This is a genomic window from Oceanobacillus sp. B139/18, from assembly GCF_055524595.1.
Genome location: NZ_JBVFXI010000004.1, coordinates 143,596 through 170,474 on the forward strand (window position 1 = coordinate 143,596; position 26,879 = coordinate 170,474).

Below are 26,879 nucleotides of genomic sequence, written 5' to 3' on the forward strand. Positions count from 1 at the left end.
AGAACGAACAGAATTTTCCCGGTGCTATTGTCATTTTACAAAAAACCTTTTTGTAAAATGACATGCTTAGCTCTATAAAAGAAGGTGTATGAAGATGACCGTTATAATAGAACGAGCAAATAACCTTGAATTATTAGTTGATTTTCTTGCGGATATGAATCATCAAAAGACCAATCATATTGGTTTCTGCGGAACAGATAAAGCGGATATTTTACAAGCGCTTAAAGAAGACTTTGTGAATGAGAAGGGAGAAGTTTCCTTTCTAATAGCTAAACGCAATACGGGAGAAATGATGGCTGCCTGCGGATTGGATATAGAGAATAACGAAGCAGAAGTCTGGGGTCCGTTTAATAAGACGGAAAGAATGGAATGGGATGTTCAGCTTTGGCAGCGATTAATCGATCGATATCCATCTGTTCAGTATTTTTCCTTCTTTATTAACGAAGAAAATAGAAAGCAGCAGGCATTTATGAAACAGATTGGAGCAAAACAAGGAAGGAAACACTTAAATTTAGTTATTTATCGGAACCGTTTTGAAAACGCTGATGAACGAAAATGCCGTTTCTTTACTGAGCCTGATTTTCCAGCATTCCGGCAGCTGCATGACAGCATTTTTCCAAATACATATTATGACGCAGAAACAATCCGGAACAGGTTAAACAAGAATAATGTACTGAAGGTTTTGAAGGATGATCATGGTGATTTCGTTGGTTATGCTTATTTTGAAATAAACAAAGAGCTTTCAGAGGCTTCATTAGAATATATTGCCGTAGCAGACAGGTATCAAAATAAAGGATTTGGAAGGCTTTTATTAAAGGAAGTGTTAACAGCTATATTTGCTTTTCCTAAAATAGATGAGATACATCTCACTGTGGATGCCGACAACCATCATGCGAATCATGTTTATGAAAAAATAGGATTTGAAAAGGGAGATACATTGATTCATTATAAAATTCAGTACTAGCGGATATACAGTGAGTAAGGAGTAAAAGCAGTCTTTTCCAGGAAAGGCTGTTTTTATTTATTTAAGAGACTGTTCAAAAAGGTAGGAATGACCTTCCGTTAATTCCTGCTTCGTTAAATAAGTTTAGAGGATATCACTATACAGGCCATTAGTAAAAATCACGGCTTTTTCATTTTAATAATCAAATTGAGATAGGGGGCCTTGTAGCGGGCTGCCTTAGCCGTCTTGTAAATAACAGGATGAAATACAAGATCATCCCCCGAATTAATCTTTCATCCCCATCAATTCCTTCAGTTCCTCTTCATTCTGTATTAAATCCTCTAATGTATATTCTTCCAGCACTTTAAAAAATTGAAATAACGCTTTATTCAGGACATGCTTTAAGGAGCATCCTGGTGAAATCACACAATGGTTGGTTCCCTTATCAAAGCATTCGAGTAAATTGAAATCACTTTCCAGCGAGCGGATCAATAATCCGATATTGATGTCAGCAGCAGGCTTAGCAAGACGAAATCCCCCATTTCTGCCTCTTACAGAGGTCAGTAATCCTCTTTTGGTTAAATCATGGACAACCTTTCTCAGATGCTCTGGTGAGATGGCATACACATCGGATACTTCTTTAATTGTCGAAAGTTCATCCCCTGACTTTAAACCTGCCAAAATCAAGACGCGCAAGGAGAAGTCTGTATATTTTTTTAAGTTCATGATATCTCTCCAATTGTTAATTGTTTCACATAATTGTAACATAAATTTGCTTTTGACACATTGAATTCACATTTTAACCGTATTAAAATAAAAGATGTATTCAAAATACATCTTTTAAATGATCAAGATAAAATGTACCTTGGTGCAATCGTCTGTAACCTCTCTGTTTCAAGGATTAAGGTGATTTATGAAGAGAAAACGGGAAGCAGCGGACGTGAATACCCCGATTGATTTAGCTAAAACTCTGTAAGAGGGAAGCAGCCCTCCATGGAGTGAATTTTCACTATTTAACAAAGGAGTGTTTTATAATGGCAACAACAACAGCGGGATTAGATCAAAAAACAATAGAAACAATAAAGGCAACGGTTCCTGTCTTGCAGGAGCACGGAGAAGCAATCACAGGACACTTTTATAAAATTATGTTAGAAAATCACCCGGAACTGAAAAATGTTTTTAATCAGACCAATCAGCGGAAGGGCGGACAGCCAAAAGCGTTGGCAAATACAGTATATGCAGCAGCGGCAAACATCGAGCATTTAGAGGATATCCTGCCGCATGTAAAACAGATAGCGCATAAACACACAAGCTTAAATATCAGACCAGAACAATACCCGATTGTAGGAAAATATTTATTAATTGCCATCAAGGATGTGCTTGGAGATGCTGCTACAGATGACATTATTAATGCATGGGAAAAAGCATATGGCGTGATTGCAGATGTGTTTATCAGCGTAGAAAAAGAAATGTATGAAGAAAAGCAAAATACGCCAGGAGGCTGGGTTGGATTTCGTGATTTTACAGTTGCTAAGAAAGTTCCGGAAAGTGAAGTCATTACCTCTTTTTATTTAAAGCCTGCAGATAACGGAAAGCTTCCACCTTATCAAGCTGGACAATATATTACTGTAAAAGCACAAATGGAAGGGGAAGCCTATGACCATTTACGTCAATATAGTTTATCCACTGCGCCGGGACAGGATTTCTTGCGAATCAGTGTGAAGCGGGAAGATGAGCATCATCCGGAAGGAATTGTATCTAATTATCTTCATAACCAAATAGAAGAAGGTGCTATTCTGGCAATTAGCGCGCCAGCTGGAGATTTTGTATTAAACGAAACAGAACAAAAACCACTAGTGTTAATCAGCGGAGGAGTTGGATTAACCCCATTAATGAGTATGCTGGAAACAGTGGTAGAAGAACAGCCGGAGAGAGAAGTTATCTTTATCCATGCGGCAAGATCTCGCGCCTATCATGCAATGAAGGATAAAATAGCCTCTATTGCAGAATCCAATAAACAAGTAACGCAATATACGGTTTATGCGGATAATACAGACGCAGGGGTATGTGATAAAGAAGGGCATATTGACTTGGATTGGCTAAAAACAGTTATTCCAACGGTGGACGCATCTTTTTATTTATGCGGTCCAAAAGGATTTATGGGTGCGATGCATGGTCATTTACGAGAAATGAATGTGGCAGATAATGATATTCACTTTGAATTATTTGCGCCAATGGATGAGATAGCGAATTAAACAATGGGAAGGCTGGTTGAAAAAACCAGCCTTTTCAACTTGATAATAAATTTTAGAGAACCTCCTCAATTGCCTTTGTTTAATCCTTTCCTTAACCAATAACATCTCCTCCAAATACAAAGGTCATTAAAGCACTGCTGACAAATCCAACAAGAAGGGCAACGATTATACGTTTTTTGAAATAAGGTTTATCTTCCGCTTTCCCGTCTATTTTGGTAAGAACAATGCCAATACCTAATGAAGCTGCTATCCCGGCGCTGATAAAATAGCTTACTGCATCCGGAAGCTGGAAATAACTTAAGAAAGTCGGAAAGACGAGCATTCCAACAAATAATATAAATAAAAACACAAGCACCCCTTTAAAGCTGATACGAGGTATTAATTTGGACTCTTCCATTATATTTTCCTCCCTGGGAGAGGAAACCTGCTGATTTCCTCTCTTGAATTTATTACGGAGAATCGTCCGTAAAGCTCCCGCTGAGTGACGTTTCGTCTTATGGAGCTGTATTATCTTCTTCCGTTTCTAAATCCACCATTTTTCGATCATAGACTTTAAAGAATGGGAAATAGATTGCTACGGATATCGCGATATTGACAAGAACCAGGAGGATAGCCCGCCAATCACCTCCCGTTGCCAGATAAGCGCCGATTGGAGCCGGCAGCGTCCAGGGGGCTCGTATAAATGTCGGCGATACCAGACCTATGGACGTTGCAAAATAAGAAATAATTGCAAGAACGATAGGTGTAATGATAAAAGGAATAATCAGTATCGGGTTTAAGACAATCGGCAGTCCGAAAATAACCGGTTCATTAATGTTGAAAAGGGCAGGTACACTCACTGTTCTGCCTAGATTTTTTAAATATTTTGATCGTGCAAATAAGATCATCACAATAACAAGACCAAGTGTGGCGCCTGAGCCGCCGACCCATATGAACCATTGGTATAAAGGCTCAGGGGCAACATGAGGCAGAACCTCTCCTGCGGCGGCGGCTTCTCCGTTATTTAACAAATATACTTCCCATACCGGACGTGCGACCGATCCGACAACCGAAACACCATGGATACCAAACGACCAGAAAAAGGTAATGAGAAAAACAGGGACTAATACACCAAATAAACTATCTCCAGCTGTAACGAGCGGAGCGGCCAGCTTTTCAACAACTGTATGCAAATTCACTCCGATAACTACCGTAATAAGAGTCATTAATACGATAACGATGGCTACCGGAATAAGTGCTTCAAAGGATCTGCTGACAGATTTGGGGACGGCATCCGGGAGTTTGATCGTTATCCCTTTCTGTTTACATATTCGGAAGATTTCTACAGACAGGATGGAAACAATAATCGTTACAAACAGACCGCTTCCGCCGAGAAACTCCATTGGTAAATAAAACAACTCATCAATTACTGTTGGTGTAATGGTAAGAAGCAAAGAAGCAACTGCAATTTGTGCCCCTGACAAAGGGTCGACCTTATAGGATTGCGCTAGATTATAGCCAATACCGAATGCGACGTAAAGGGACATAATGAACATGGTCATCCGATAAGGGATTAATATTTCTGCTGCATTATCTGCCGCCCATTGAGTAATTGCCCATGATTCGGGCAAAGGCGGAGAGGCAATAAGTAAAAAGAAAGACCCTACAATAATGAATGGCAGGGAAGAAATAACACCATCACGAATAGCTAAAAGATGTCTTTGTTCCGCCAATCTGGCCATCGGATTAGAAACCTTCTCCTCCAAAAAATCTGTAAATTTAGCCATGATACGTAACTCCTTTCCATCCCGAGCTATGAAATCAATTCATTCAGCGCTTTTAATAACGTAGGTCCGCCCAATGGGTTATAGGCCTGAGCAGGTATGGATCCGCATGGAACGCCATGTTCATCCGCTTTTTCCTTGATGCCTTTAAAGCGGTGTCTTATTTGCGGTGCAACCATAATGGCATCCCAATGATGGTCAAGTTCTGCGTCTACCTCACTGGAACCTACAGCCTTTACGTCAAGATCCTGTCCGTGTTTTCCCGCTTCTTTTTTTAATGCATTCACCACAATTTCACTCGACATTCCACCAGAGCATACAAATAATACTTTTTTCATCACGTCACGTCCTTTAAAAATAATTATTTGGATTTTACTGCAGCCTTTTATCCGTTTCCTATAAACAGTAAGCAACTTAAAAATAAGCTCGATTTTTTTATTGGTGGCCTCCTTCCTGAAAATATTTTTTTGGATAAATGATTAATTTCTTGAAAGGGCTTTCATATACTTGTATTATAGAATATATAAAATAAAATTTCAAATATATTTTAAAATTGTAAAATTAAAATTCAATCCGCTATCATGCGGAAATCAGCGGGAGGGGTTCAGATGGATATGGAAAAAGAAATTTTTGAAATTATATCGAATGGTGGAGATGCGAAAGCAATGGCTTATGAAGCGCTTGAACTAGCGCATGAAAATGATTTTCAGCAAGCGGAAGAGAAATTGAAAGAAGCAAATCAAACACTAAACACGGCTCATAATACGCAGACCAAACTGATTCAAGCAGAGTTGAATGGAGAAGGTGTTCCAATGACTTTGCTGATGGTTCACGCCCAAGACCATCTGATGGCAGCGATAAGTGAAATGTCATTGATTGAAAATATGATTAAGCTGTTAAAAAGAATTTCCGAATTAGAGAAGAATTAAAATGAATACATGAGGAGAGAGGTGTTCGAAATGAAAAAGCTTGGTATTTCCATCTATCCCAATAAATCAAGTGTCGAAGAAGACTTGGAATATATACAAACAGCAAGGAAATATGGTTTTGAACGTATCTTCACTTGTCTGCTATCCGTAGAAGGGGATAAAGAAAAAATAATCTCTGATTTTAAGAAAACAATTTCTTTTGCGAAAGAAAAAGAAATGGAAGTGATTTGTGATATCAGTCCGCGCATATTTGCTGCATTGAATATTTCCTATCAAGACTTATCTTTTTTCGCTGATCTTGGAGTGGATGGTATCCGATTAGATATGGGATTTACCGGTAATGAAGAAGCAATGATGACGTATAATTCTTATGGATTGAGCATCGAGATTAATATGAGTAACTCCAATAAATATCTGGAAAATCTGTTAAGCTATCAGCCTAATTTATCTAAACTGACAGGATGCCATAACTTTTACCCGCATCGCTACGCCGGGCTATCCTATGATTTTTTTATGGAATGCAGCCGGAAATTTAAACAGCATGGTTTGAGAACAGCAGCTTTTATCTCTTCCAAGGATGCTGCTTTTGGACCTTGGCCAATCGTAGAGGGTCTGCCGACAGTTGAGATGCATCGTGAATTGCCAATTGACGTGCAAGCGAAGCATTTATTTGCTACAAACGTTATTGATGATGTCATTATCAGTAATGCTTATGCATCTGAAGCGGAAATGAAGCGCCTCAGTGAGATAAACAAGGAGAAAATAACGTTTACTGTCGATACGGTTTCTACCGCAAGTGATTTGGAAAAAGAAATTATTTTTCGTGAGCCGCATTTTTACAGGGGAGACGTTTCCGATTATATGATTCGTTCTACGCAGAGCAGAGTGAAATATCGCGGGCATACCTTCCCGGCTCATCATACGCCGGATATAAAAAGAGGAGATATCATTATAGAAAGTGATTTATATCAACAGTATGCCGGAGAATTGCAGATTGCTTTAAAAGATATGGTCAATTCCGGTAAATCCAACGTAGTTGCAAGAATTAGAGAGGAAGAGATTTTCTTAATTGATTATTTAAAGCCATGGGAAAAGTTTGCATTTACGGCAAGAGCATAAGCAAAGAATGAAGGGTATCTTATCAGATGTTTAGGTAAACGGTGTGACGGAGGCTGTGGCGCTTTTTCTGTTGTGTAGCATGAAAACTTTCGTAAAGGGGAGATGACATGAGTAAATTGGTTGTAGGGTTAATGTCCGGGACATCCTTAGATGGTCTGGATGCGTCACTTGTAAAAATAGATGGTTATGGCACCGATACAGAAATCGATATTATAAAAAGCATTTCATGGCCCTACGATGGTGCTTTAAAACAAGAATTATTGGATGCTATGGACGTTGATAAATCAAATGTTGAAAATCTGTGCAGCTTAAATGTGAAATTAAGCTATTCCTTTGCAGAGGCAGTTAAAAGGGTTTGCAGAGAGGCTGGGGTCAATTTAGAAGATGTTGATTTAATCGGCTCTCATGGGCAGACGGTCTATCATATTCCTGAAGCAGATGGCTCCAAGGTGCGGTCCACCTTACAAATAGGAGATTCCTCGGTGATTGCTTATGAAACCAAAACAATGGTTGTTTCCAATTTTCGAATGATGGATATTGCTGCTGGAGGGGAAGGTGCTCCCTTAATTCCGTATATTGACTGGTTATTATATAGAGATCAGCATAAGGGAAGAATTTTACAAAACATTGGCGGCATTGGAAACTGTACGGTTATGGAAAAGGATTCATCTTTAGAAACGATTTATGCATTTGATACAGGCCCGGGGAATATGATTATTGATGCCCTGTGCAGAAAATTGTTTCAGGTGGGCTATGATGCAGAAGGTGCAATTGCGAAAAAAGGAACGGTTCATCAAGCTATCGCAGCAGAATGGATGGAACATGATTTCTTTGCTCTTCAGCCGCCTAAATCAACAGGAAGAGAACAGTTTGGAGAAACGTTTACCTCTAGAGTTATCAAGAACCATAAAGATTTGCCATACGAGGATTTAGTAGCGACTGCCACCTATTTCACGGCATATTCTATTGCGGATGCTTATCAGAAATTTGTGTTTCCCAAAACAGATATTACAGACATTATTATCAGCGGAGGGGGAGGAAATAATAAGACATTAATCACAATGCTCCAGAGTTTATTGCCTTCTAAAAATGTGTACACAGCGGAACAGATAGGGATAACTGCAGATGAGAAGGAAGCAGTCGGATTTGCTGTTCTGGCGAATGAGACCATTCATCAGCAAAAAACGAATGTACCTAACGCGACAGGTGCCAGAGAGCCGGTTATATTGGGGCAGATAACGCTTCCTCCTTATGGAGTTAATCCAAATTTCCTTCTATAATAAGTCTATACGATGCACAAGTCGAAAAATTAACAATGAAAGGTTTTATAAAATGAGAAATAATGATGGATTAATCCGAATTAGAGAAGCATTGAATATCATCAAACCAGCTGAAAGAAATGCCGCAAATTATATATTAGAGCATCCGGAAGAAGCAGTCCGGCTGTCAATCAAAGAACTCTCTGAAAGAAGCGGATCCAGCCAAGCCGCTATTATACGTCTATGTAAGAACATAGGCGTATCCGGATTTCAAGATTTAAAGCTGCGAGTTGCTGGGAATTTGCAAACTAGTGAGCTGAGCAACTATAACAATACAGAAATTTCCTCAGGGGAAAAGGTAAGCTCCATTATGGATATCATTTCACAGAAAAACATACAATCTATTGAGCAGACATTGAAGATACTTGATTTATCCAGTGTGGAGAGAGCCATTGAAGCATTAGATAAGGCAAATCGAATTGATTTCTATGGAGCGGCTGCTTCACAGGTTATTGCACAGGACGCACAGCAGAAATTTTTAAGAATTAACAAATATTGTACCGCATTTGAAGATGCGCACTTACAGTTGACCTCCTCCGTTACATTAACAGAAAAGGATGTGGCAGTCGGGATTTCTTATTCAGGAGAAACAAAGCATGTCAATTCATCGATTGAAAATGCGAAAAAAAATAATGCAATGGTGATAACGATTACAAGGTACGGAAAGAATACTCTGTCTGAGATGGCTGATATTCCTTTATATGTATCCTCTGTTGAGTCAGAACTGGTTAGAAGTGCAGCAACTGCATCACGGATGGCACAGCTTAATATCATTGATATTTTGTTTACCGGCGTTGCTTCAAGAAGTTATGATTCCACCTTATATTATCTTAATAAGACACGAGAAGTGTTGCAAAAGGAATTTCGGAATCCACATAAAGGGTGATGATAAATGTATATCTTGGGAATTGATGGCGGTGGAACGAAAACGAAAGCGTTATTGTTTCATAAAACAGAGGGGCATGTATGGGAAACGGAAGCAGAGGCTGCAAATCCCCACAGTACCAGCTATACTCATTCTGCTAAAGTCATCAGCCAAATCATAAGCGAGGCTTATGAACACAATCATTTTTCGGATAATACAGAGGTATCGTTAGGTTTGGGTATAGCAGGCTTAGGCAGAGAAGCGGACCGGAAAAAATGGGTCGAATACTTTCAAAAAACAACACCGCATAGCTTCCCCATTAATGAAATCGTTGTGGAGCATGATGGAACCATTGCTCTTTATTCAGAAACATTCGGCGCAGATGGTATTGTGTCTATCTGCGGAACAGGAGCAATAACGCTTGGGGTGCATCAATCAAGGACTGCCCGGGTTGGCGGATGGGGTCACGTGATTGGAGGAGACCCGGGCAGCGGCTATGATTTAGGCTCGCAAGCCTTGATAGCTGTATTCAATGAATTAGACGGGCTGGGACAAAAAACTGCGCTGACAGACCTTATTTTGGATGGAGAAGAAATCGTTTGTATAGAAGAATTGATTCCTATAATCTATCAACATTTTGAAAAACAGCGTGTGGCTGCATTCGCAAGCTATGTCTTTCAAGCGGCTGAAATGAAAGATGAAATCGCAATAACAATTATTCAAGAAACAGCTAAACAAATAGCGAAACGAGGTCAGGTTTTGTTTGAAAGGCTGTTTCAAACAACGGGCGAGGCTGTTTCATTTGTACTGACAGGAGGCATTTTTCAAAATAATTTCATTGTCGAAAAGGTGAAAGCAGAACTAGCTGCAATTCCCTCATTAAATGTTTTGAAATCACAAAATTCCCCAGTGATTGGAAGTATAGCTCTTGTTCTAAAGCAGCAGGGCTATTTGCCGGAACAAATCAAACGAATGCTGTCAGATACAGGGAGAAGAGGTGGCATAAATGAAGGCTTATGAACGGTATTTAGAGGAATTAGTTACAAAGGATGAGATTCCTGCAGCTGTTTATCTTGTCAGGCATCATCAACAACAGAAAACGTTACGAAGTGCAGGCTCCTTTTTAAATAATGAAGGAAAGAGAATCCCTGTTACTACAGAAACTTACTTTGACCTGGCTTCTTTAACAAAAATTATGTGTACACTGCCGAGCATTCTATTTTTACATGAGCGAAATGAGCTGCATATAGACGATGCAGTAAATAAATATATACCTGCGTTTCCGCAAAAGCAGATCAGCATTCGCCATTTTTTACAGCATACCTCAGGTGTTTCAGCAGATTTATCTGTTAAAAACCGGTATCAGCAAAGAGACGTATGGAAGGAAATTTTAAACTGTACAGCAGTTCACCCGCCAGAGACTCAGGTTTTATATAGTGATATTGGCATGATTGTTTTAGGAAAAGTTGTCGAAGCAATAACAAACCAACGGCTGGATGTTTTTGCGGATAAGGAGCTGTATCAACCTTGGGGGATGAAAGACACAGGCTTTCTTCCTGACAAAATAGAAAAAAATAAGATTGCTGCGACAGAAAAAGTTTCCGGAAAATACGTTCATGGTGAGGTGCATGATGAAAAAGCCTATCATTTAGGCGGTGTTAGCGGTTCAGCAGGTTTATTTTCTAATATTTCGGATGTAGCGACCTATGCTGCTTATTGGCTGTATCCAGAAAAGCAGTCGATATTAAGACCGGAGACAATGGCTTTAATCAAAGAAAATGTAATTCAAAATCGAGGTTTAGGCTTTGAAGTATTATATGATAAGACGCTTGGAACAACTTGCGGGTCAGCCTGGTCCATCGGCTCGTTTGGACATACTGGATTTACAGGCACAAGTTTATGGATTGACCCAAAAGAAGAAATCGTTACGGTCCTGCTTACCAATATGGTGCACTATGGACGACAGCATCGATTGTCTGAAATCAGAAAAAAGTTTCACACGATGGTTTATGAAACGCTGCTTACCTAGTAAAAATTAACATTTGGAAAGGGAGTTAATATATGCTGACGGAGAAGAGAAATAAACATTCCTATCATTTACATGAACAATCTACCTATGACATCTTACAATTGATGAACGAACAAGATAAGAAGGTGCCTGAAGTTGTTGAGAACGTGCTGCCTCAAATAGAGAGGGCTGTAGAGCTAATGGTTGCAGCGATAGAAAAAGGGAATAAAGTCATTTATTTAGGGGCAGGAACAAGCGGGAGGTTAGGTGTTCTGGATGCTTCCGAATGTCCTCCGACTTTTGGCGTTTCCCCTGACGTCATTCAAGGTATTATTGCTGGAGGAGATGGCGCACTGCGTGTAGCTGTAGAAGGGGCAGAGGATGATGAACAGCTTGGCGGAAAAGATGTAGAGGAGGCTGCAGAACAAGGAGATGTCATTGTCGGTATTGCATCCAGCGGCGGAACACCCTATGTATTAGGTGCTGTGAATAAAGCCAAATCATTAGGGCTTTCAACGATTGGCATTTCTTGCAACGAGGATACAAAACTATCGCAGGATGCGGATATAGCTATCGAACTCCCCGTTGGTCCGGAGGTTGTCACAGGTTCTACAAGGCTAAAGGCGGGAACGGCTCAAAAGCTCGTTTTAAATATGCTGTCCACAGCAACAATGGTGCGGACTGGAAAAGTCTATGAAAATTTGATGGTTAATTTGCAGGCGAAGAATCATAAGTTGCGTAAGAGGGCAATCTCTATTATCAAAGAGTTGACGCAGGCAGATGATAAGGAAGCTGCGCAAGTTTATGATAAAGCAGGTGGTAATACAAAAGCAGCTATTTTAATGCAGATGTTTGGCGTTGAGTTGGAAACAGCGCAGGAAAAACTGGACAAGTACAAGGGGAATTTTGTCAAAGCCATAGGAGAATTGAATAGTGTATAATATGTCCGAAAAAACCTTGAACCTGCAGATACATATGGTTATCTGCAGGCTTGAAATTCCAGATTCATACTCATATTCTCTGAAAATAGTTCCCTCAGCCGAAGTGCATCTACTTTATTCTCTCTGCATAGTCAGCTCTATCGGTTCATTATCATCCATCGTGGCTTGATATAATGTAATATTTCCATTCTGCCGCTCTGGTGTATCTTCATTAACCTGAAAATTTTCATCCAAAGAGACAGTCCAGGCAGCCTCGTTGTTTTTTTCTAAAACGACAGCAAGCGTTCCGAACTGATGGATATCGTCCCATTCAAAATGTTCGGATTCGCCATCAGCTGTGATAGAAATCCCTTCTGTATCACTGACCAGCTGTACGTTTTCCCCCTGCCAAGTACCGTGAATCTCAGCACCTACATAATAGTAGCTCGTTCCGCCTCCGCGATCTCCATAGGTAGCGATAAATTGCTGCGTGTTGTTATCAACAGTTTGATACGTAACTGCCGCCGCATCATTAGCCAGCCATTCTACTTTAAAGTCTCCTTTTACTGGAGACCGCAGTCTTTCTTCCGGCCGACCAATAATACCGAAATAAGGCCGATAATAAACGACCTCAGTCGTCTGCAGATTTTCTTTAATAGATAAAACATTTTTCCGGTCGGGAGACAGACTTGTTACGCTTTTAATCAGGTTATTACTATTGAAGAGCATGATAAGCTGTACCACGATGAGAAGAAGTACAATACCTGAACCAATGATTTTCAACCTTCTTGTCGTGGAAATAAAAAGAAAAACCCCAGACGTGAGAAAACCCATACAGGCGATATTGATAATGTAAAAAAGCCTGTGATCAAGATAATCAATTAAACGGCTGGACCGGATAAAGAGGTAGCCCATCTGCAAACAGAAAAAGCCAATTGCAAGAAGTAATAAAATAGCACCAATGATTTTTTGCCACTTTCTATCTTTATTCTGACGCTGTTTCATCAGGATCCACCTCCTCTAAAAAGTCCCATGTTTCTCCATTGTCTTCAGATACAAATTTTCCTTTTACGAAACCGCCGGCATAATCGCCATTAGGGCCCTGGTTCACTAAAACAGTCAATTGGTCTTCTTCCTGTACGGGGGGTTCGGCGATAACAAAGACATGATTGTATTCCTCAGGAATATGAAATGCAGCTTCTTCCCAGCTATCTCCGCCATTTTGTGTCACATAAAGCATTGGTTCTGCGGGATCAATGGTTCCAAATGATAAAAAACCTGTTGATTCATCTACAAATCCGCCGTCTGCAATCATTCTTGATACTCCTGAATTATTGGTCTCCTCCCAAGTTTCTCCGCCGTCATGGGTTAGGAAGACGGTAGAAAATTCCTGAGACATCGTGCGATCACCCGAAACGATGACATAACCAAATTGATTATTTACAAAATCAACTTTTCTAAAACGCATTGCTGGAAAAGCATCGGTTATTTCAGACGTTTCCCATGTCGCTCCCTGATCTAAAGAATAAGTGAGAAAAATGCTTCGCAGACGTTGATTTGATGATTTTGCATGTAAGAAGGCAGCCCGGTCTTCCGTCAGTATATAGCTGTGCTCCATCAATTCTTGCTTGTTTCCTTGATATTCTCCGGAAAATAGCTGTTCTTTCTCGACTGGTACGTTCACCCAATCTTCCCCCTGATTATAGGTGAGACGCAGCTCATCGTTTTGCAAGGAATAACTAATGGAAGCTTCATAATCAACTGGGCGCAGGGCGTCAGCTGCTGGTCCTCCAGGTGCTGAAACAGTGGTATCGTCTATTTCAGAAAATCCTGGTGGAGAGGTTATAAAAAAATCAGATTTTTGGTAAACGAAAATACTGATGATAGTTAATAAGGCAATCATTAAAGCAGATATACCAAGTACAAAAGATTTCACGAAGAAGACTCCCTTTGGACGATTTATTTTTAAATGAAACATTCATTCTAAATTAGAACACAAAAAAGTATAACATAGTTAAAAAGATGAAATATATGTGTAACGAAAAAACTTCTTTTATTTTTTAACGGCTCTTCACCAAAATCTATGGGTGACATAGTAGATATAAATTTGCTGTAAGCGACCGCTAAGGAAATACACTACGCTTTCCATGGACCCCGAGCTCATCTCCTTTAAAGAAGACTTGCTGATTGGCAAGCCGTCAGGCGCAGACAGAAGCAAAGTCGCACTTATGCCCCGCGGGTAGAAAAAAAGAAGTTCGCTTTTTTTCTGCGGGGTCTTCACACTGGGGCTGGGACTGGGACTGCGATTACTCGCCCCATCGAAGAGCTTTTGCGATTACTCGCCCCACCGAAGACCATTGCGCTTTCCCATAGGAGTCTACGTGTATTTCCTCCGCTAGCTAGTTGCTTTTATCACATTTAATTATATTTTCCAACCATAGATTTTGGTGTTGATCCTTTTTAACAAAACTATTTTTCTTTCTGGAGTAGGTTATTTGTTAAAATAATAGCATGAAAAATATCGTGTAAGAGAGGGAAGGATTTCCGATTACACATACAGCAATAAATGGAGGAGGAGCGGCATGCTATTACCTAAAAGTAACCAAGAACTGGATTTGCATGTAAGCAGGGTCGAATTAAAAGTAACTTCAATTTATAAGTTGCTCTATCAGTTAAATGATTTGATTCTCGGACTCGTCTTTTTGACTGGCAGCTTTCTGTTTTTCAGTGACAATACAATGTTTGCCGGGACCGTTTTGTTTGTGATCGGAAGCATTCAGATGCTGGTACGTCCAATCATTTCGATTATCCATGATTTTCATCTGTCTAAGGTGAAACAAAAGCAGAAGCGGGATAAAAACATTTGACTGATGATATAGCAGCTAAACATGATTTTAACTGCTATATCATTTCTGTTCTTTAAAACCACTTTTTTAATTTGAAATAAATGATTAACCCCATGCTGATAAGCAGCATAACAACAAGCACTGCAACGTACCCATAATCCCATTGCAGCTCCGGCATATGCGAGAAATTCATGCCGTAAATACCGGTAATTAACGTGAGCGGCAAAAATATAACTGAAACGAGAGTTAATATCTTCATTACATTATTTAAACGGTATGAGCTTAACGAATCATAATTATCGCGGATATCACTGGTCATTTCCTGTGCAGATTTAATGATGTTCATTTGTTTAATAATATGGTCTTCAATATGATGAAGGTAGAGCCGCTGTTTCTTGGTTTTGGTGAAGGCTGTTTCATCTTTTAAATGCTGTATCAATTCCTGCATCGGCAGAATAACACGCTTTAATTTAATCATCACCGCCCGGATTTGAAAGACGTCCTCCATCAGCTTATTATCGGCTGTATCATTGACATGCCGATCTTCAAAGGAAAATACTTCATCTTCTACGTGGTATACGTATTCAAAATAGCTGTCCACAATAAAATCTAAAATAACAAAAGCGACATCTGCCGGAGTAAGAGGCTGGGACGGATAGCGTTTTTGAATTTCCTCTCCGATAGTGCCCAGCTTGTTTAGATCATCCTGATGATAGGTTACAAGAATATGATCTTTCATAAACAGGTTTACCGCCCGTGCGCGATAATCATCTGCATTAACAAGATGACAAACTAAAAAGTGGTATTCTGGGTATTCTTTCAGCTTGGGCCGTGACACTGTTTTAATCGTATCCTCAATGGCCAGCGGGTCAAAATGAAATTGGGTGGTAAGCAATTCACTTTCCTCTGTACTGGCTTGTACAAAATCATACCAAATAAAAAGGGCATCACTGGGAACCGCTGCACCACTTTCTGCCTGCTTCCATTCTTTTGAAGCTGTTTGGTAATGTATTGAGATGGGCATAATGAAACTCCTTTTTTGCACTTTTTAAAAGTATATAATAAAAGATAATTATATGGAAAGCGGATAAAGTATTAATTTTAAAGCTGTGTGCCAAGGTTACGGTTATATTACCATCGATGAATTTAAGTAGACAGGAAGGCGGTAAGGGCTTATTGATAGTAGATTGATAACCAATTTTCAACTATCTAGGAAACTGCTATAATAATGAGAGCGTTTTCGAGATTTGATTAAAACGGAAGGGAGCATTATCATGTTTGAATTATTAATTACGTTAGTAGAAAGAGTTGGAATTATTGTAACAATAGCCTTTGTGCTGACAAGGTTTCGCTTCTTCCGGAAAATGTTTTATCAGGATCAGCTGAATCGTCAGCAGCATCTTACAGCTATTCTTTTTTTCGCCTTTTTTGGGATTATCGGTACATATACAGGGCTGAATGTAAATACGGACAGCCTGCAATTTAACCGTTGGGCAACGGACTTGATGTCAGAAGAAGCGATTGCAAACGCAAGGGTTATTGGCATCGTTATCGCTGGGTTACTCGGAGGGCCTAAGGTTGGTATTGGAGCCGGGGTGATTGCCGGAGTTCATCGCTTTACGCTGGGAGGGTTTACAGCAATAGCCTGTGGTGTTGCCACAATGATTGCAGGAATTATTGCAAGTCTGTTCTATAAGAAAAATAAACGGATTAAACTGCAAACCGCTTTTTTTGTGGGGGCGATTGCTGAGGCAGTACAAATGCTGGTTATTCTGGCTTTAGCCCGGCCGATAGAGCAGGCTTGGGCTCTAGTTAATTTAATTGGGCTGCCAATGATTTTAGCTAACGGCATCGGCTCAGTGCTTGTTCTGCTGGTTATTAAAAGTGTATTGAAGGAAGAAGAGAAAGCAGGTGCTGTACAGGCTCAAAAAACGTTGAGAATTGCAGATCAGACACTGACGCATTTACGTAATGGCTTGCAAATAGAAGCAGCAGAGGCAGTTTGCCGTATTATTCATAAAGAGTTAAACACAAGCGCTGTATCCATCACAAATAAGACAGCTATCCTTGCACATGTCGGACTTGGACATGACCACCATCAGCAGGAAAACCCAATTCAGACAAAAATTACTGCAGAAACCATAGCAAGCGGGAAAATCAAAATGGCAACAGCGGAATCGATTCATTGTACAAACCCAGATTGTCCGCTGGAAGCTGTTATGATTGCTCCTCTTAAAGAACAGGGTGAAATTATAGGTACACTAAAATTTTATTTTCAGTCAGAAAATGATTTGACCAACGTTAATATGGAATTGATTACAGGGTTAAGCTCCATGATCAGTCATCAGCTGGAAATTGGTCAGGCAGAACGCGTATATCAGCTGGCCAAAGAAGCAGAAATAAAAGCGCTTCAGGCTCAGATTCATCCGCATTTTCTATTTAATACATTAAATACAATTGTATCACTTATCCGTCTTCATCCGGGGAAAGCTCGGAAAATGCTGATTTCCCTGTCTCATTTTATTAGGCAGAATCTATCCGCTACCACACAAAAAATAACGACTTTAGACCAGGAATTAAAACAGGTCCAGGCTTATCTGTCCTTGAATGAAGAAAGATTTAAAGATAAGTTAACGGTGAATTATCAAATTGATGAGAAGGCGCTATCGGAAGTGATTCCGCCTTTAACCCTGCAGCCAATCGTTGAGAATGCAATCATGCATGGGTTTAAAGATAAAGAAAGCGATTGTGTCTTAGAGGTTACGATGAAAAAACACCCAGACAGTGTTTATATCGGGATTAAGGATAATGGCATGGGGATGAGTGAAGAAGCAGCAAATCAAATACGTCAAGCACCGATAGATTCGACATCAGGAAATGGCTTAGCGCTTTACAATGTAAATCGGCGGCTGCGTATTCTGTTTGGCGAGGAAGCGTTACTTCAAGTAAGAACCAACGAGGAAGGGACCAATATTTATTTTGTCCTGTCGCATAAGGAGGAAGAGAAGCAATGGATCAGTTAATGCAAGTGCTTATCGTTGATGATGAACCATATAACCGGGAAGAATTAAAGCATTTACTAAGTGAATTCACGCAAATACAATCTGTTCAAGAAGCAGAATCAGGTGAGGAAGCTATCATGAAGACTATGCAGCATCAACCGGATGTTATTTTCTTAGATGTTGAAATGCCAAAAGTGAGCGGAATGGAAGTAGCGAAGGCGATACAAGAACTGAAAAAGCCGCCGCTGGTCGTTTTTGCTACAGCATATCCGCAGTTTGCTGCAGAGGCTTTTCGCTATGATGCTGTAGATTATTTACTGAAGCCTTATGATGAAGAACTGTTGAAAGAAACAATCGGGCGGCTGGAGAAAAAACGTGGTGTGAAAGAGCAGACAAATCAAGGGAAGGAACGTGGAAAGCTGGCGATAGAAGTGGAAGGAGATATTCACTATATAGATCTGAAAGATATTTTATATATGTCACGAATAGAAAAACGGACAAAATTAATCACAAAGCAGGGAGAATTTGATACCAAAATGCCGCTGAAAGAACTGGAAAATCGCTTGTTAGCGTATGGATTTTTCAGAATTCATAAAAGCTTCTTAGTTAATCTGGAGCATATTCAACGATTAACTCCATGGTTTAATGGCGCTTATCATTTGCAATTAGAAGGAAGTAAAGACACGCTTTCTGTCAGCAGAAATTATATAAAAGCCTTACGTGCTAAATTAGAAATCTGATGCTTTCTTTCAATGCATCTTAATTTCTTGAAAGAACATCATAACGCTTAAAAATAACCTTTTGTTCCTGATTTCCCCTTCTCCTGCTTTGTATATTCTATACTTATTGAAAACGTATTCATTGATGGTGGTAGAGGGGGAGAAAATTTTGTATACATTTCTAGCAGGAATTGTTTTATTAATTATCGGTTATTTTACGTATGGGAAATTTATTGAGAAGCTTTTCGGAGTCAAAGAAAGCCGGCCGACACCTGCCTATGTGAACGGTGACGGCATGGATTATATTCCGATGAGTACACCTAAAAATTCGCTGATTCAGCTTTTGAATATTGCTGGTACCGGGCCGGTTTTTGGTCCGATTATGGGAGCGTTATATGGACCGGCAGCATTTATCTGGATAGTAGTGGGATGCATTTTTGCAGGGGCCGTCCACGATTATTTAACAGGGATGATTTCTATCCGCAATCGGGGAGCGCATCTGCCGGAGCTTGCGAGCAAGTTTTTAGGAAAGGTTATGAAGCATGTCGTTAACGGCTTTGCAGTCCTTTTACTATTGCTGGTTGGTACGGTATTTGTTTCTACACCAGCAAGTCTGCTTCATTTATTGGCGGACGGGCGTGTCGCCCTAGGTATCTTTATTGCATTTATTTTTGCTTACTATATTTTGGCTACGATGCTTCCAGTCGATAAAATTATCGGCAGACTGTACCCTTATTTTGGAGCATTACTTTTATTGAGTGCAATTGGTGTTGGGATTGGTTTAGTAGTAACGGGAGCACCAATTCCAGAGCTTTCTTTCCAAAACTTTCATCCTGAAGGGGCAGCTATCTTTCCATTATTGTTTTTTACTATTTCATGTGGTGCTTTATCAGGTTTTCATGCTACACAAACACCGATTATATCGCGGACAACCAGAAAAGAAAAAGAAGGACGTAAAATTTTCTATGGCATGATGATTGCAGAAGGGATTATTGCAATGATATGGGCTGCAGCTGCCATGAGCATGTTTAACGGCTATAATGGATTGAATGACATTTTAGCGGCCGGCGGACCAGGAGCCATTGTAAGTGAAGCTTCCACTACGCTTCTGGGAGCAATTGGCGGAACACTGGCCGTGCTGGGTGTTATCATACTTCCAATTACTTCTGGAGATACAGCATTTCGCAGTGCGCGAATGATTATTGCAGACTACTTAAAAATTGGACAGAAAAAGTTCTCCAGCCGTTTGTGGATTGCCTTGCCATTATTTGCAGTATCGATGATTTTAACGCAAATTGATTTTGAATTATTGTGGCGCTATTTTAACTGGGCAAACCAGTCAACGGCAGTAATTGCTCTATTTGTTGGTTCGATGTATCTCTATATTGCAGGAAAAAATTATTTCGTCGCATTGATTCCGGGAACATTTATGCTGATCATGGTTATTACCTATATTTTGTCACAGCCAATCGGTTTTAATTTACCTATGAATATATCATGGGGAGGCGGCTTTATTGGAGCAGCGCTGCTAGTAGTTCTATTTTTTAAAGCAGCTGCAAAGGCACGTGCTAATAATATTCCGCTTGAAGTGGATGTCTCTGATTGGAAGCAAGCTTCTTAATTATAAAAAACAAGATGACTGGAAGCGGTTATCTTGTTCTTTTTTTTATAAATTTTACAAATTCATTTCATTTTATTTAATTATTTGTGAATATTAACCATAATTATGAGGATATCCCTTAAAAATTAAAAGAATGCTTCTACTTCCCATTGAAATTATGTTACATTTAAACTAGGTAAAAAATTTCATGAAGAGGAGAGAGGATTTTGGATTTAGGGCAAAAACTTAAATTTTTACGAAATAAGCAGAATTCTACCCAGCATGAGATTGTTGAAGGTATTTGTTCTGTATCCTATTACAGCAAGATTGAAAACGGTAATGTCGTTCCTAATGAAGAGATTCTACAATTGCTTGCTGAACGGTTTGGAATCGCCCCTGAAGAATTAGTACAAATAGAAGAAGTGGTGAATGATCAGGTTGTTCAAGAAGCAGAGAATATCTATAATTTGATTAAAGAAGACCAAGCTGCAGCCAAAGAAGCTTATCAATCATTTTTGGAAGACTTCGAAAATTCATCAGATCCTGGTATCAGACTGCTGATCAGCTTAATAGAGTTGCGATTTGCTTTAAGATTTTCAACAATAGAGGAAATTGAAGAAAAATTTCAAGAGGCAGAATCTTTACAAGATTATAGTAATTTGAAGACGATGCCTTTATTTAATAGAGTTTGTGGCTTATACTATTATGAAACAGGTGATTACGATGCTGCATTAGAGTTATACCTGGGGCTGGCAAACTCTTTAAATTATCCGTATAAAGCAGATATTCACTATGAACTTTCTTTGGTTTACAACCGGAAAGGTAACATATATAAATCGATTAAGCACTTGGAAAAAGCTTTAAATGAGTATTTACAGGAAATGAACTATGATAAATGTACAGTTTGTTATTTTTTGCTGGGTATTAACTACTTTAAGATGGGCAATTATGACGAAGCGATTGATTATTATGATCGTATAGAGAAGGTTATAGAGGATGATAAAAATTTACTTCGGAAGGTCTATCATAATCTGGGACTGGCCTTTGAAAAAAAGAAGGATATTGAAAAAGCAATTGACTATTATCAAAAAAGTTTCTCCGTCTCTGTAGAAGAACAACATAGTATGAAAACAATATATGCCTTAGCAAAATTGTACTTGAGCATGGAGAATAAAGAAAAAGCGATGCAGTATATTACGGAAGGACAAGAAGTGGCAGAAAAAAAGGGATTGGAAGAGTATATCATTAAGTTTCATGTACTTCATTTACAGTTGAATGAAGAGAATATTAAAGAATACTTAGAAACCATTGCCATACCGTTTTTGGAAAAGAAAAATGATAAAGAGTTTCTAATACATTATAATGTATTGCTATCTAACTACTATTCTCAAAATAAGCAATATAAACAGGCTTATTTTAAGATAAAAAATGTTTTGGATATGAAAGGAGGGATTTGATGAAGAAATTATTAATTGCTGCATTAGCCGTATTCGCATTTTTCAGTGTAACGATGTCTGTAAGCGCTGCAGACGAAATCGAGTACCCAGATTCAACGCATAGCCTTGATCCGAAAGATTTTTAAGAGAGTATGTGAAGGATGAAAAGCTGTCTTGTACCATTAGATTGGTGGAAGATGGCTTTTTTTTTGCAGAGCAGATGAATTTGGATACTTTTTTAGGGAATAGATACATATCGTAAGGAAGCGTTGGAAGTTAGAGAGCGGTTTATCGAAAAAGAGATTGTTTTTATTTATATTTCATGGTAAAGTAATAATATTTCCGTTACAAATCGTAATGATTACGTTTTTTTGGTGAATTATTTTATGGGAGGGCGTTTAAAATGGAAAGCTACATAGAAGCAAAACTTTTGAATAAGGTGATCAGCCGATTTCTCTCAAACGAGGAGCAGTTATTATATGAAAAAGTAATAAATATAGAAAATATGATTTCTGAAAAAGCATTAACACCCGAACATTTTATAGATTTAATCCGAGCTGAATCTCCTCATAAGCATGTAGCTGAAGCGTTCAATTTATCCTTACATGAACTTTTGGAAGTGTTAAAAGAAATAGAAATAAAGATAGAGAAAAGAACGAAAATGATAAAAGCAGAAGCACGTTGGCTTGATTGTACAAATGTTGTTTCGACTGCCTTTGAAAAAAATGAACATAGAAAATATTTTTATACAGAAGGATTGTAATGAAAGGTAATAGAGAAAAACAACTATTCGGAAGCGGATATGGGAATCAAATAGGGAGGAATCTTAAGAAAAAATTTTAACTTTTCAACCGTAATGATTACGTTTTTTGGGAAGGAGAGGAACAGGTATGTATAAATGGATAGTGATTGGTGGAGGAATCCAAGGAAGCTGTGTTGCTTCCCGGCTGCTTGAAGAGAAAAAAGCAGAGGTAAAAGATGTACTGATTATTGATCCACATAAACAGCCATTGGAAAGATGGCGCACAATCACAGAGAAGATTGAAATGAAATATTTACGCTCTCCTTTAGTACATCATTTGCATACGGATCCATACAGTTTAAAAAAATACTCTTCTGAAAACAATTATGCCTCGGGTTTGAAAGGACAGTATCAGCGACCGCGTTTGGATATGTTTAATCAGCACAGTATGGATTTGTTAGAAGAAACAGGCGTCATGGAATGTTGGCTGCAGGGAGTGGTAAACGGACTGTCATGGACGGAACAGGGATGGGAAGTTTGGGTGGAAGACGGACGTTGTTTCTTTAGTGAGCGAGTGGTGCTTGCTATGGGAGTGAATCATACCCCTCATTATCCCTCATGGATTGACTCGTATAAGGATCATAAAGCGATAAACCATGTGTTTGAAATGGATGGCAGCCTTCCGGAAACGGGGGATGTGATTGTAGTTGGCGGCGGGATGACGGCAGCACATCTTGCCTATGCACTTACACAAAAAGAATCTATTCATTCTGTCACCATGGTGAAGCGGCATCCGTTACGTATTCACCATTTTGATAGTGATCCAGGATGGCTCGGGCCCAAATATTTGAATAAGTATCATAAATTGACCAGCTATAAGGAAAGAAGGTCAGTTATACAAGAAGCAAGGAATCGAGGTTCCATCACCAGGGATTTATATTTAAAATTATTGAAACAAAAGAGAGCAGGAAGGCTGGATATTCATACAGGCTGTATTCAAAAGATTAGAGAAGACACGGATGGAAGTATGCAGCTGTTTATGGAAAATGAAGCAAAGCTGGAAGGAACCGCTATTTTACTGGCAACCGGTCCAGCCATTGCAATGCCGGGAAAGGAATGGTTAGATCCGGTAATTGAGCAGATGCAGCTGCCCTGCGCCCCATGTGGTTTTCCGATTGTTCCTAGATCGCTGGAATGGAAGAATGGTTTGTTTGTGGCAGGAGCGTTAGCTGAGTTGGAGATAGGTCCGGTTTCCAGAAATATTGCAGGAGCAAGGAAGGCTGCGGAACGGATTTTGCAGTTTGCTTAAGGAAATAGAATAGGGAGTTAGGGCCGCCTCATTGACTATGGATTATTGTGTGAGGCGGTTTTTTTGGTTGGATGACGAGATGAAATTAGCTTTATTTTTATCATGTACCTAATGATAGCTAAAGATTCGCTTGAAAAATAATATACTTATTATTTACGCTTTTTCTTGCGATTAAATACAATTGTAGCTCCAATAATAGAAAAAATAAGCAAACCAATAAACCAGATAATCGTAATCCATACATTATTATGAAGGGGTGTTCCAGTGAGTAAACTGCGTAATGATTCTATAAATGGTGTCATTGGCTGATTCTCTGCAAAAGTATGGAGCCATTTAGGCATGGTTTCTGTTGGCACAAAAGCACTGCTTAAATAGGGGAGGAAAAGCATTGGAAATGTTATCGCATTAGCAGTCTCTACACTTTTTACAATAAGGCCAAACAGTACAAATAACCAACTAGCAGCGAACATAAATAATGCTAAAATACCGACAACTCCAAGCCATTCTAATAATCCAGCAGTTGGTCGGAATCCAATAATAACTGCTACGAGAATAGTAATGGCTGTAGCGAGCCCATTTCTAGCCATTCCTCCAATAACATGACCTGCTAATAAAGCGGAGGGAAGGATAGGCATCGTACGAAAGCGTTCAAATAAACCTCCAGTCATATCATCAGCAACTTCTACAGCAACAAGCGAACTCCCAAAAGCGACACATGTTACAATAACGCCTGGAACAACGTAATTTATATAAGATGTTCCTGTGTCTATTGCACCACCAAAAATATAAACAAACATAAGCATAAGCGCAATGGGGAGACCAATACTCATCATCAGTGATTCTATATTTCGGAAAATATGTTTTAATGTACGCTGTGTCATTGTCCAACTATCCAGAATAATCCAAGTCCATTTTGATTCATTCATAAAATTATCAGCTCCTTTCCTGTTATTCATACTTTTTGTTTTTTGTTATCTGCATAAATACATCATCTAAGGTTGGTTTACGAATACTTATCGAGGCAGGTTCAATTCCATTTTCATGAAGGAGTTGTAATTGTTCGCGCAAATTGTTTACGGATGATAACGGAACAAGAATAGTAAGATTCTTTTCATCTGCTTTTCCAGCCAAAAGCTGCTTGGCAATGGACCAATTTTCTTTTTGATTAGCAAGGTTAATTTCTAGTTTTTCCTCACCCACTAATTTTTTCAATGCTTCTGCTGGACCTTGTTCTACAATTTTTCCCTCATGTAAAATAGCAATTTTATCAGCGAGTTGATCAGCTTCTTCCAAATACTGCGTTGTAAGAAAAATCGTAACACCTTTATTGGAAAGTTCTTGGATAAGCTTCCACATGTTGTTTCGGCTTCTTGGGTCTAGTCCAGTTGTAGGTTCATCGAGAAAAATCACCTCTGGAGAAGCAAGCAGACTGATTGCGATATCGAGGCGTCGTCTCATTCCTCCTGAATATGTTTTTACAGATTTATTTGCTGCATTTACTAAATCAAACTGATGTAAAAGCTCGACGGTTCGTTTTTTTACTGTTTGTCTGTCTAAATGATTCAAGCGTCCCATCATCATAAGATTTTCTTTTCCAGTCAGTAATTCATCTACAGCAGCGTATTGTCCAGTTAAACTGATTCGTTTTTTTACGTTATCGGTATCTTTGCGTGTATCATATCCTCCAATCAGGACAGAGCCGCTAGTAGCGGAAATGAGTGTAGAAAGTATATGAACAGTAGTTGTTTTGCCGGCCCCATTTTCCCCCAATAAAGAAAAAACACTCCCTCGCTCTACTTCGAAGCTTATTCCTTTTAAAACAGAATGATTTCCGTATACTTTTTCTAAATCCTTCACTGAAATAACAGTTTCCAAACTAGAACCTCCTTTTTGTTGATTGACTAATTCAATCAATCAATAATTTATAATAAACTCCTCCTTTTGTCAAATCTTTTTTGGAGGAGTTTTGTTTTTAATTTTAGGGTCTGGAAGTCAGGGGAGAGGTTATCGTGTAGTAATCATTCTGAGCAAAATTTCTACTTTGCGCTCCATGTCCTCTTGCCAAAATGTAATATCATCAGCAATGACACCTGATAAAGTTGTAAGGAAAATCCCGACAAGTTCTTCGGAATCTTCTTGGATAATTTCTCCGTATTCTTGTCCTTCTTTTATAAGAGGTATAAGGAAATTGATATACATTGTCCCAAGACTATCCACATAATTTTTAACTTCTTGCGGAGTTTCTTCTTTATTATCCAAATTTTGTATAATTCGAAACACGTAACTAGAAGTGGAGTCTGTGGAGGAAAATGCATATAGAACAAATTTTTTAATTTTTTCAGATGGAGACAGGTCATCTTCTTTTAATTTTTCTAAAAAATTAGTTGATGTATTGACAGCAGTTGCCCATTTTAAGCTTTCATACAGAACTTCTTCTTTTGAAGAGAAATAATGATATATTAATCCATGGCTTACCTTTGCAGCTTTTGCTATCGTGCTTATTTTTGTCAGCTTAATGCCATTGTCTGCAAAAACTTGAAGTGCTGCACTCATAATCTGTTCTTTTCTTTCATGACGAATCTGTTCTAATTGATTTTCGTTTAAAGGTGCCATCAGCAGTGACCTCCATCTTCTTTTATTAAAGTAATTATTATAATTTAGCCAAAACCGGGTAAAGATAATCGCTCTTAAACATACGAACTTCAGAATCTACAAATACGCACTTATATAAATACAAACAGCGTACTCCAGATGCCCTATATAAACAAGGCTTCCAAACCAGAAAAGTGCTAACCTTCCTAATAACTTATATTCGTTTAGGTTAGCGCATAAACAAATAAAAATAAGGTGAAAAGTCCTTTAAATTAAAATGTTTAAGATAATCATACTTTATCATAAATTACTTGATGAAAAAAATTCATTAACTTTTTTCATCAAGTAATTTAAAAATAATCCCCTTATTAAATTTTAATAAATTATGAAAGAAAAGCTAAATTAATGTTTAAATTTTGTTTAAAAATAGAAATTGTCTCTTCTTTTCATTCGCAGAATTGCTATGATTGTTTATAAAGGAATAATTATGTTTAATTTAAGAAACAAACTTG

At 38.8% G+C, this 26,879-nt stretch carries 27 protein-coding genes; 17 read left to right on the plus strand and 10 right to left on the minus strand.

All coding sequences use genetic code 11. The features are described 5' to 3' along the window. The first annotated feature begins 94 nt into the window (after positions 1–94). Positions 95–964, plus strand: coding sequence for a GNAT family N-acetyltransferase (locus ACZSMY_RS13410; RefSeq protein WP_368901325.1), 870 nt, complete (start codon positions 95–97; stop codon positions 962–964). Between the two features lie 264 nt (positions 965–1,228). Here ACZSMY_RS13410 and ACZSMY_RS13415 read toward each other — a convergent pair whose 3' ends face one another. Further along, positions 1,229–1,669, minus strand: a complete 441-nt coding sequence (locus tag ACZSMY_RS13415; protein WP_193062659.1) for an RrF2 family transcriptional regulator — start codon at positions 1,667–1,669, stop codon at positions 1,229–1,231. A gap of 308 nt (positions 1,670–1,977) precedes the next feature. Between ACZSMY_RS13415 and hmpA the strand changes: the two genes are divergently transcribed. Beyond that, positions 1,978–3,198, plus strand: a complete 1,221-nt coding sequence (hmpA, locus tag ACZSMY_RS13420; RefSeq protein WP_193062661.1) for an NO-inducible flavohemoprotein — start codon at positions 1,978–1,980, stop codon at positions 3,196–3,198. Positions 3,199–3,289: 91 nt separating this feature from the next. Here the strand turns inward: hmpA and ACZSMY_RS13425 are convergent, their stop codons facing one another. From ACZSMY_RS13425 to ACZSMY_RS13435, 3 genes are all read right to left on the minus strand, one after another. Beyond that, positions 3,290–3,595: a hypothetical protein gene (locus ACZSMY_RS13425; RefSeq protein ID WP_193062663.1), complete on the minus strand. Its 306-nt coding sequence runs from the start codon at positions 3,593–3,595 to the stop codon at positions 3,290–3,292. A gap of 97 nt (positions 3,596–3,692) precedes the next feature. Beyond that, a complete protein-coding gene (locus tag ACZSMY_RS13430; protein ID WP_256705591.1) occupies positions 3,693–4,964 on the minus strand; it encodes a PTS sugar transporter subunit IIC in 1,272 nt (423 codons plus the stop codon). A 26-nt stretch (positions 4,965–4,990) separates the two neighbouring features. Then, positions 4,991–5,299, minus strand: a complete 309-nt coding sequence (locus tag ACZSMY_RS13435) for a PTS sugar transporter subunit IIB (RefSeq protein ID WP_042531409.1) — start codon at positions 5,297–5,299, stop codon at positions 4,991–4,993. 270 nt (positions 5,300–5,569) lie between these two features. Here ACZSMY_RS13435 and ACZSMY_RS13440 point away from each other — a divergent pair, with 270 nt between their 5' ends. From ACZSMY_RS13440 to murQ, 7 genes are all read left to right on the plus strand, one after another. Continuing rightward, positions 5,570–5,890 carry a PTS lactose/cellobiose transporter subunit IIA gene (locus ACZSMY_RS13440; protein ID WP_246528981.1) on the plus strand — a complete coding sequence of 107 codons (321 nt, stop codon included), beginning with the start codon at positions 5,570–5,572 and terminating at the stop codon, positions 5,888–5,890. Between the two features lie 30 nt (positions 5,891–5,920). Next, a complete protein-coding gene (locus ACZSMY_RS13445) occupies positions 5,921–7,009 on the plus strand; it encodes a DUF871 domain-containing protein (protein WP_042531411.1) in 1,089 nt (362 codons plus the stop codon). A gap of 107 nt (positions 7,010–7,116) precedes the next feature. Beyond that, entirely contained in the window at positions 7,117–8,289 is a 1,173-nt protein-coding gene (anmK, locus tag ACZSMY_RS13450) for an anhydro-N-acetylmuramic acid kinase AnmK (RefSeq protein WP_465147880.1), read from the plus strand. 52 nt (positions 8,290–8,341) lie between these two features. Then, the gene (locus ACZSMY_RS13455) at positions 8,342–9,214 is read left to right on the plus strand and encodes a MurR/RpiR family transcriptional regulator (RefSeq protein ID WP_042531415.1); all 873 of its coding nucleotides are present in this window, start codon (positions 8,342–8,344) and stop codon (positions 9,212–9,214) included. 6 nt (positions 9,215–9,220) lie between these two features. Continuing rightward, the gene (locus ACZSMY_RS13460) at positions 9,221–10,213 is read left to right on the plus strand and encodes an N-acetylglucosamine kinase (RefSeq protein WP_193062671.1); all 993 of its coding nucleotides are present in this window, start codon (positions 9,221–9,223) and stop codon (positions 10,211–10,213) included. Then, entirely contained in the window at positions 10,200–11,222 is a 1,023-nt protein-coding gene (locus tag ACZSMY_RS13465) for a serine hydrolase domain-containing protein (protein ID WP_193062673.1), read from the plus strand. Before ACZSMY_RS13460 ends, ACZSMY_RS13465 begins: the two co-directional genes overlap by 14 nt. A gap of 32 nt (positions 11,223–11,254) precedes the next feature. Then, the gene (murQ, locus tag ACZSMY_RS13470; protein ID WP_193062674.1) at positions 11,255–12,142 is read left to right on the plus strand and encodes an N-acetylmuramic acid 6-phosphate etherase; all 888 of its coding nucleotides are present in this window, start codon (positions 11,255–11,257) and stop codon (positions 12,140–12,142) included. A gap of 114 nt (positions 12,143–12,256) precedes the next feature. On the opposite strand, the gene ACZSMY_RS13475 is transcribed toward murQ, so the two are convergent. Together ACZSMY_RS13475 and ACZSMY_RS13480 are read right to left on the minus strand one after the other, a co-directional pair. Then, positions 12,257–13,126 (minus strand): hypothetical protein, encoded by an 870-nt coding sequence (locus ACZSMY_RS13475; RefSeq protein ID WP_332093930.1) that lies wholly within the window; start codon positions 13,124–13,126, stop codon positions 12,257–12,259. Continuing rightward, positions 13,107–14,057, minus strand: coding sequence for a WD40/YVTN/BNR-like repeat-containing protein (locus ACZSMY_RS13480; RefSeq protein WP_455725331.1), 951 nt, complete (start codon positions 14,055–14,057; stop codon positions 13,107–13,109). Before ACZSMY_RS13480 ends, ACZSMY_RS13475 begins: the two co-directional genes overlap by 20 nt. Before the next feature lie 646 nt (positions 14,058–14,703). Here ACZSMY_RS13480 and ACZSMY_RS13485 point away from each other — a divergent pair. Then, positions 14,704–14,988: a YrhK family protein gene (locus ACZSMY_RS13485; RefSeq protein WP_332093928.1), complete on the plus strand. Its 285-nt coding sequence runs from the start codon at positions 14,704–14,706 to the stop codon at positions 14,986–14,988. Positions 14,989–15,040: 52 nt separating this feature from the next. Here the strand turns inward: ACZSMY_RS13485 and corA are convergent, their stop codons facing one another. Beyond that, positions 15,041–15,991 carry a magnesium/cobalt transporter CorA gene (gene corA, locus ACZSMY_RS13490; RefSeq protein WP_193062682.1) on the minus strand — a complete coding sequence of 317 codons (951 nt, stop codon included), beginning with the start codon at positions 15,989–15,991 and terminating at the stop codon, positions 15,041–15,043. A gap of 250 nt (positions 15,992–16,241) precedes the next feature. Here corA and ACZSMY_RS13495 point away from each other — a divergent pair, with 250 nt between their 5' ends. From ACZSMY_RS13495 to ACZSMY_RS13525, 7 genes are all read left to right on the plus strand, one after another. Then, complete coding sequence (locus ACZSMY_RS13495; RefSeq protein WP_332093927.1) at positions 16,242–17,990, plus strand: sensor histidine kinase; 1,749 nt, start codon at positions 16,242–16,244, stop codon at positions 17,988–17,990. Next, positions 17,978–18,709, plus strand: a complete 732-nt coding sequence (locus tag ACZSMY_RS13500) for a LytR/AlgR family response regulator transcription factor (RefSeq protein ID WP_193062686.1) — start codon at positions 17,978–17,980, stop codon at positions 18,707–18,709. Before ACZSMY_RS13495 ends, ACZSMY_RS13500 begins: the two co-directional genes overlap by 13 nt. Positions 18,710–18,857: 148 nt before the next feature. Continuing rightward, positions 18,858–20,309, plus strand: a complete 1,452-nt coding sequence (locus ACZSMY_RS13505; protein ID WP_343765040.1) for a carbon starvation CstA family protein — start codon at positions 18,858–18,860, stop codon at positions 20,307–20,309. 206 nt (positions 20,310–20,515) lie between these two features. Continuing rightward, on the plus strand, positions 20,516–21,745 hold the full coding sequence (locus ACZSMY_RS13510; RefSeq protein WP_193062690.1) for a helix-turn-helix domain-containing protein: 1,230 nt from the start codon (positions 20,516–20,518) through the stop codon (positions 21,743–21,745). Further along, the gene (locus ACZSMY_RS13515) at positions 21,745–21,870 is read left to right on the plus strand and encodes a hypothetical protein (protein ID WP_256705596.1); all 126 of its coding nucleotides are present in this window, start codon (positions 21,745–21,747) and stop codon (positions 21,868–21,870) included. The genes ACZSMY_RS13510 and ACZSMY_RS13515 overlap by 1 nt, the downstream gene beginning before the upstream one ends. Before the next feature lie 257 nt (positions 21,871–22,127). Further along, positions 22,128–22,487, plus strand: coding sequence for a hypothetical protein (locus ACZSMY_RS13520; RefSeq protein ID WP_193062692.1), 360 nt, complete (start codon positions 22,128–22,130; stop codon positions 22,485–22,487). A 127-nt stretch (positions 22,488–22,614) separates the two neighbouring features. After that, a complete protein-coding gene (locus ACZSMY_RS13525; protein ID WP_465147881.1) occupies positions 22,615–23,775 on the plus strand; it encodes an FAD/NAD(P)-binding protein in 1,161 nt (386 codons plus the stop codon). Between the two features lie 149 nt (positions 23,776–23,924). Here the strand turns inward: ACZSMY_RS13525 and ACZSMY_RS13530 are convergent, their stop codons facing one another. The 3 genes from ACZSMY_RS13530 to ACZSMY_RS13540 form a co-directional block, all read right to left on the minus strand. After that, entirely contained in the window at positions 23,925–24,701 is a 777-nt protein-coding gene (locus ACZSMY_RS13530; protein ID WP_193062696.1) for an ABC transporter permease, read from the minus strand. Positions 24,702–24,723: 22 nt separating this feature from the next. Beyond that, complete coding sequence (locus tag ACZSMY_RS13535) at positions 24,724–25,650, minus strand: ATP-binding cassette domain-containing protein (RefSeq protein ID WP_193062698.1); 927 nt, start codon at positions 25,648–25,650, stop codon at positions 24,724–24,726. Positions 25,651–25,779: 129 nt separating this feature from the next. Next, on the minus strand, positions 25,780–26,388 hold the full coding sequence (locus ACZSMY_RS13540; protein ID WP_193062700.1) for a TetR/AcrR family transcriptional regulator: 609 nt from the start codon (positions 26,386–26,388) through the stop codon (positions 25,780–25,782). Between the last annotated feature and the right edge of the window lie 491 nt (positions 26,389–26,879).

Bases quoted from the DNA above. Each gene is read 5' to 3' on its own strand.
- ACZSMY_RS13410 (WP_368901325.1), top strand. From the start codon at position 95: ATGACCGTTATAATAGAACGAGCAAATAACCTTGAATTATTAGTTGAT.
- ACZSMY_RS13415 (WP_193062659.1), bottom strand. From the start codon at position 1,669: ATGAACTTAAAAAAATATACAGACTTCTCCTTGCGCGTCTTGATTTTG.
- hmpA (WP_193062661.1), top strand. From the start codon at position 1,978: ATGGCAACAACAACAGCGGGATTAGATCAAAAAACAATAGAAACAATA.
- ACZSMY_RS13425 (WP_193062663.1), bottom strand. From the start codon at position 3,595: ATGGAAGAGTCCAAATTAATACCTCGTATCAGCTTTAAAGGGGTGCTT.
- ACZSMY_RS13430 (WP_256705591.1), bottom strand. From the start codon at position 4,964: ATGGCTAAATTTACAGATTTTTTGGAGGAGAAGGTTTCTAATCCGATG.
- ACZSMY_RS13435 (WP_042531409.1), bottom strand. From the start codon at position 5,299: ATGAAAAAAGTATTATTTGTATGCTCTGGTGGAATGTCGAGTGAAATT.
- ACZSMY_RS13440 (WP_246528981.1), top strand. From the start codon at position 5,570: ATGGATATGGAAAAAGAAATTTTTGAAATTATATCGAATGGTGGAGAT.
- ACZSMY_RS13445 (WP_042531411.1), top strand. From the start codon at position 5,921: ATGAAAAAGCTTGGTATTTCCATCTATCCCAATAAATCAAGTGTCGAA.
- anmK (WP_465147880.1), top strand. From the start codon at position 7,117: ATGAGTAAATTGGTTGTAGGGTTAATGTCCGGGACATCCTTAGATGGT.
- ACZSMY_RS13455 (WP_042531415.1), top strand. From the start codon at position 8,342: ATGAGAAATAATGATGGATTAATCCGAATTAGAGAAGCATTGAATATC.
- ACZSMY_RS13460 (WP_193062671.1), top strand. From the start codon at position 9,221: ATGTATATCTTGGGAATTGATGGCGGTGGAACGAAAACGAAAGCGTTA.
- ACZSMY_RS13465 (WP_193062673.1), top strand. From the start codon at position 10,200: ATGAAGGCTTATGAACGGTATTTAGAGGAATTAGTTACAAAGGATGAG.
- murQ (WP_193062674.1), top strand. From the start codon at position 11,255: ATGCTGACGGAGAAGAGAAATAAACATTCCTATCATTTACATGAACAA.
- ACZSMY_RS13475 (WP_332093930.1), bottom strand. From the start codon at position 13,126: ATGAAACAGCGTCAGAATAAAGATAGAAAGTGGCAAAAAATCATTGGT.
- ACZSMY_RS13485 (WP_332093928.1), top strand. From the start codon at position 14,704: ATGCTATTACCTAAAAGTAACCAAGAACTGGATTTGCATGTAAGCAGG.
- corA (WP_193062682.1), bottom strand. From the start codon at position 15,991: ATGCCCATCTCAATACATTACCAAACAGCTTCAAAAGAATGGAAGCAG.
- ACZSMY_RS13495 (WP_332093927.1), top strand. From the start codon at position 16,242: ATGTTTGAATTATTAATTACGTTAGTAGAAAGAGTTGGAATTATTGTA.
- ACZSMY_RS13500 (WP_193062686.1), top strand. From the start codon at position 17,978: ATGGATCAGTTAATGCAAGTGCTTATCGTTGATGATGAACCATATAAC.
- ACZSMY_RS13515 (WP_256705596.1), top strand. From the start codon at position 21,745: ATGAAGAAATTATTAATTGCTGCATTAGCCGTATTCGCATTTTTCAGT.
- ACZSMY_RS13520 (WP_193062692.1), top strand. From the start codon at position 22,128: ATGGAAAGCTACATAGAAGCAAAACTTTTGAATAAGGTGATCAGCCGA.
- ACZSMY_RS13525 (WP_465147881.1), top strand. From the start codon at position 22,615: ATGTATAAATGGATAGTGATTGGTGGAGGAATCCAAGGAAGCTGTGTT.
- ACZSMY_RS13530 (WP_193062696.1), bottom strand. From the start codon at position 24,701: ATGAATGAATCAAAATGGACTTGGATTATTCTGGATAGTTGGACAATG.
- ACZSMY_RS13540 (WP_193062700.1), bottom strand. From the start codon at position 26,388: ATGGCACCTTTAAACGAAAATCAATTAGAACAGATTCGTCATGAAAGA.